Source organism: Nocardiopsis sp. RV163, from assembly GCF_001029525.1.
Taxonomy (GTDB): domain Bacteria; phylum Actinomycetota; class Actinomycetes; order Streptosporangiales; family Streptosporangiaceae; genus Nocardiopsis; species Nocardiopsis dassonvillei.
The window spans coordinates 1-1597 of record NZ_LEKI01000330.1 but is presented as its reverse complement, the minus strand read 5'-3'; the positions used below and the strand labels follow the sequence as shown (position 1 = coordinate 1597).

Below are 1597 nucleotides of genomic sequence, written 5' to 3'. Positions count from 1 at the left end.
GGGCGGGGGAGGGGCCGCGCCTGGCGGCACACGTCGTGGGACGGGCGCGCCGGAGCACACGTGTCGTCGGTCACCGCTATGGTGCTGGCGATGAGTACCGACCTCCTGCCCCTTGAGACCACCGACGCCGATCTGAACGGCGCCGACCTGCGCGACCAGCTGTCCCGGCCCCTGGACGCGCCGCGCGTGTTCACCCGCTGCGACCTGACCGAGGTGGACCTGCGCGACGCCGATTTGGTCGATGCCGTCTTCCGCGACTGCCGCCTGGACGGTGCCCGCCTGGAGCGGGCCGTCCTGGAGGGCGCGGTGTTCACCGGCGGCAGCGCCTCCGGGGCGGTGTTCTCGCACGCCGAGTGCACCGAGACCAGGTTCGAGCGGGTGGACCTGGCCAATACCCGCTGGCAGGGAGCCCTGCTCACCGACACCGCCTTCACCGGCTGCCGGATGACCGGGGCCGCGCTGAACTCGCTGCGGGGGATCGGCTACACCTTCGCGCACTGCAACCTCATGCTGGCCCGCTGCAAGGGCCTGGTGCTGCGCGGGCAGACGCTCGAGGGGCTGCGCATGGACGAGGCGGACCTGGCCAGCGCGGATCTGCGCGAGACGGTGTGGACGGACTCGCGGCTGCGGGGCGCCAACCTGGTCAACGTGAGGCTGGCGGGGGCCGATCTGCGCGGCGCCGATCTGGGGGAGCCCACCCTGGAGCAGGCCGGGTACCTGTGGGGGGCCAGCATCAGCCCGGTGCAGGCGGGCGCCATCCTGGCGGCCCTGGGCATCACGGTTGCGGAGTAGGCGTCGTCCGCACCGGCCACTTATTTGAATCTACGTCGTAAAGGTGACTGTTCTCAACAATCTTCTCTGAAAAGGGGAGAAAACAAGAACGACAATCAGAGATTGCAGTACAACCCGTGCAGGGCGAGCGCCACCTGGAGGCGCGGCCGGGCCGGCCGGTACCGGCCAGGAGCAGCGGCCCGCCCGACTCCTCGGCGAACACCGCGCGCGGGCCCGAGCCGGTACCGCCGCCCCGGGTTCAGGCGCCGGTGATCCGGCGAAGCCAGGGCAGGCGTTGGGCGTGGGCGCTGCGGCTGAGCACGGCGTGGGGGACCATGCCGTCGAAGCCGTGGAAACCGCCGGGCCACACGTGCAGTTCGGCTGATCCGCCCGCCTGCCAGATGCGGGAGGCGTAGTCGACGACCTCGTCGCGGAAGGTCTCGGCGGAGCCCACGTCCAGGAAGGCGGGGGGAAGGCCGGACAGGTCCTCGGCGCGGGCGGGTGCGGCGTAGGGGGAGACGTCGGGGCCGCCCGCGTGGGGGCCGATCAGGGCGGTCCAGCCGGTGGCGTTGGAGGTGCGGTCCCATACGCCGGTTCCGGCCATCTGGTGGGAGGAGGCGGTGTCGTTGCGGTCGTCGAGCATGGGGCACAGGAGCAGTTGCCCCTGGAGCGCGGGGCCGCCGCGGTCGCGGGCGAGGAGGGCGGTGGCGGCGGCGAGTCCGCCGCCCGCGCTGACTCCGCCGATGACGATGCGGGTGGGGTCCAGGCCGAGGTCGGCGGCGTTGTCGGTGATCCAGGTCAGGCCTGTGTAGCAGTCCTCGACGGG

The 1597-nt window shown here is 72.3% G+C and carries 2 protein-coding genes; one reads left to right on the top strand and one right to left on the bottom strand.

The features are described from left to right. Nucleotides 1–90 precede the first annotated feature (90 nt). Nucleotides 91–792: a pentapeptide repeat-containing protein gene (locus tag ABD54_RS26520; protein WP_047872287.1), complete on the top strand. Its 702-nt coding sequence runs from the start codon at nt 91–93 to the stop codon at nt 790–792. 238 nt (nt 793–1030) lie between these two features. On the opposite strand, the gene ABD54_RS26515 is transcribed toward ABD54_RS26520, so the two are convergent. Continuing rightward, nucleotides 1031–1597: alpha/beta hydrolase fold domain-containing protein (locus tag ABD54_RS26515; protein WP_047872286.1), on the bottom strand; the 567-nt coding region annotated here is incomplete at its 5' end.